We start from the raw sequence: 2,265 nt of genomic DNA, 5'->3' as shown, positions 1-2,265 counted from the left end.
GGTCACCGACTACTTTATCGAAGTCACAAATTGTAGATTATTCCCAAATAATATGGTACATTCTTCCTAGCTTGGCTTATTTTATAACGACATCTAGGGGGAAATATTTTGGCTAGACGAAAAAAGAAACAAGATCTAATGTACGCTTTACTTCAATTCATATTCGTAGTCGCTTTCTTCGGGACATTCTATTTTACAAGAAGTTTAACTGCTTCAGCAATTGTCTTTTTCATTTGTCTGGGAGTTATTATTTCAATAACTTTATACAGAAAATCTGTAGAAACTGAACGACTTAAAAAATCAGGAATTGCAGACATAGACAAAATGGATGGAATTCAATTTGAGAAATACTTAGGGCATTTGTTTCAAGCACACGGCTATAAAGTTCAAGTCACTCAAGCAAGTGGTGATTTCGGAGCTGATTTGATAATAGAAAAAGAAAGCACACGTATTGCGGTTCAAGCAAAAAGGTATTCAAGTAATGTTGGGCTAAAAGCAGTTCAGGAGGCTGTGGCTTCGAAAGCACATTATCATGCAACTGAAGCTTGGGTGATTACCAACAGTAAATTCACAGAACAAGCAAAACTATTAGCTGCTTCAAATAATGTAAAACTGCTAAGTCGTAATGACCTTGTAGACATGATCCTAAAAATGAATCCTGGTAGCGTCCCTTCTGCAAAACAAGTTATTACAGAAAATCCTACTCAAGAAAAAAGTTGCACTCGTTGTGGTAATCACATGGTTCTGAGAAAAGGTGCCAAAGGAACGTTTTATGGATGTTCTAGCTTTCCAAAGTGTCGTAATATAATACAAGCATAAATACACAAAAAACCGCGGCATATATATGCTGCGGTTTTCCTTTTAAGTACTAAAAAGTAATTCACCAAATTTTGTCGCTGATTCTAACTGCAAACTAGGGAGTAAATGACTGTATGTATCCAGTGTAATTCTTACATCCACATGACCTAATCTTTCTGCAACAATTTTAGGGTTAACCCCTTGCATAAGTAAAAGTGTTGCATGGGTATGCCTAATATCATGAAAACGAATTTTCTTAAGATCAGCACTTTTTATAAGACGATAAAAGGTACGCATTAAATTTCTAGGTATGACAGGTGTACCTATTGAGGTACATACTATAAGGTCATTGTCAGCATATAAAGGACTGTTCTGCCTCTTCTCAATCTCGGTAATCCTTTTATACTTTTCAAGATACTGAAGCGTCTCGGAAGGCAAATGGATCTTCCTTGTGCCTGCCTTTGTTTTAGCTCCGGCTTTAAGTGTTTTCCCATCATGACTTAATGTTTGAATAACGCYAATTGAACAATCTTCCAAGTTAAAGTCTTTCCATCTAAGTCCTAATATTTCTCCTTGTCTCATACCTGTTGTAACTGCGAGAAGAAAGGCGATATACAATCTATCATGAACGGCTATTCCAAGGAACTTTTTCACTTCTTCAACTGTCCACACTTCAACCTCCTTCTTAACTGATTTTGGTGGGTCTACAAGGGCTGCTACATTTCTGCTCAATATCCCCCAACGTTCAGCTCTCTTCAAAGAATTATTAATCAACGAATGAATCTTTTGTATATTTTCTGGTACAATGTTACCATCATTCGAGAGCTCATTATAAAATTTTTGTATGATCATCGGAGTCAATTTAGATAACTCAACATTTCCAAGATAACTAATAATATATTTCTCAATTAACCATTTATAAGTGCTATATGTGGAAGGCATAATCTTTGCTTTTTTATCAACAAACCAATCACTGAGAAAATCTTTATATAGGATTTTTGAGGGTTGAACATAAGTACCTTTATTAATCTCATTCAATGCTTCTGCAAAAGCGTTCTGTGCTTCTTTCTTTGTTTTAAACCCTCTCTTTTTCTTTTGAATTCGTTTCCCAGTTAATTGATCTTTTCCAAGTTCGATTACAAAATACCAACTGTTCCCTTCCTTTTTAATTGAACCTGCCATACGTACCTCCCATTAAGTCAAGCTTCCCAAAAGCCATTTAACAAACACCTCTTTAGCAATCTTAATTCTCTTACCTGCTCTTACAACATGAAACTGTCCAGAGTTTGCTAATTCATAAGCTTGCCTTCTCCCTATTCCCAATACACTTTGTAAATGGGTAACATCCAATACTGGCGGAAGCATTTCTAAATTACTACACATTTAAGTCACCCCGATTAAGCTCTTTAAACGCTATTAAGCTTTTTATTATTTCAAGATAATCATTTCTTTGGTTACCGTAAGTGC

General features: G+C 35.5%; 3 protein-coding genes. 1 reads left to right on the top strand and 2 read right to left on the bottom strand.

The window, feature by feature from the left end:
• The first annotated feature begins 108 nt into the window (after positions 1–108).
• Positions 109–819 (top strand): restriction endonuclease, encoded by a 711-nt coding sequence (locus AC1DUA_RS34480; protein WP_477504027.1) that lies wholly within the window; start codon positions 109–111, stop codon positions 817–819.
• A gap of 42 nt (positions 820–861) precedes the next feature.
• On the opposite strand, the gene AC1DUA_RS34475 is transcribed toward AC1DUA_RS34480, so the two are convergent.
• Together AC1DUA_RS34475 and AC1DUA_RS34470 are read right to left on the bottom strand one after the other, a co-directional pair.
• Positions 862–1,980, bottom strand: coding sequence for a site-specific integrase (locus AC1DUA_RS34475; protein ID WP_477504026.1), 1,119 nt, complete (start codon positions 1,978–1,980; stop codon positions 862–864).
• Between the two features lie 12 nt (positions 1,981–1,992).
• Positions 1,993–2,163: a helix-turn-helix domain-containing protein gene (locus AC1DUA_RS34470; RefSeq protein WP_477504028.1), complete on the bottom strand. Its 171-nt coding sequence runs from the start codon at positions 2,161–2,163 to the stop codon at positions 1,993–1,995.
• Positions 2,164–2,265: the final 102 nt, after the last annotated feature.

Source organism: Paenibacillus sp. 01T422 (genome assembly GCF_056398785.1).
Note: the sequence above shows the minus strand (reverse complement) of the source record. Positions and strands in the feature narration are given on the sequence as shown.

Coding starts and splice junctions, on each gene's coding strand:
- AC1DUA_RS34470 (WP_477504028.1), bottom strand. CDS start 2,163: ATGCTTCCGCCAGTATTGGATGTTACCCATTTACAAAGTGTATTGGGA.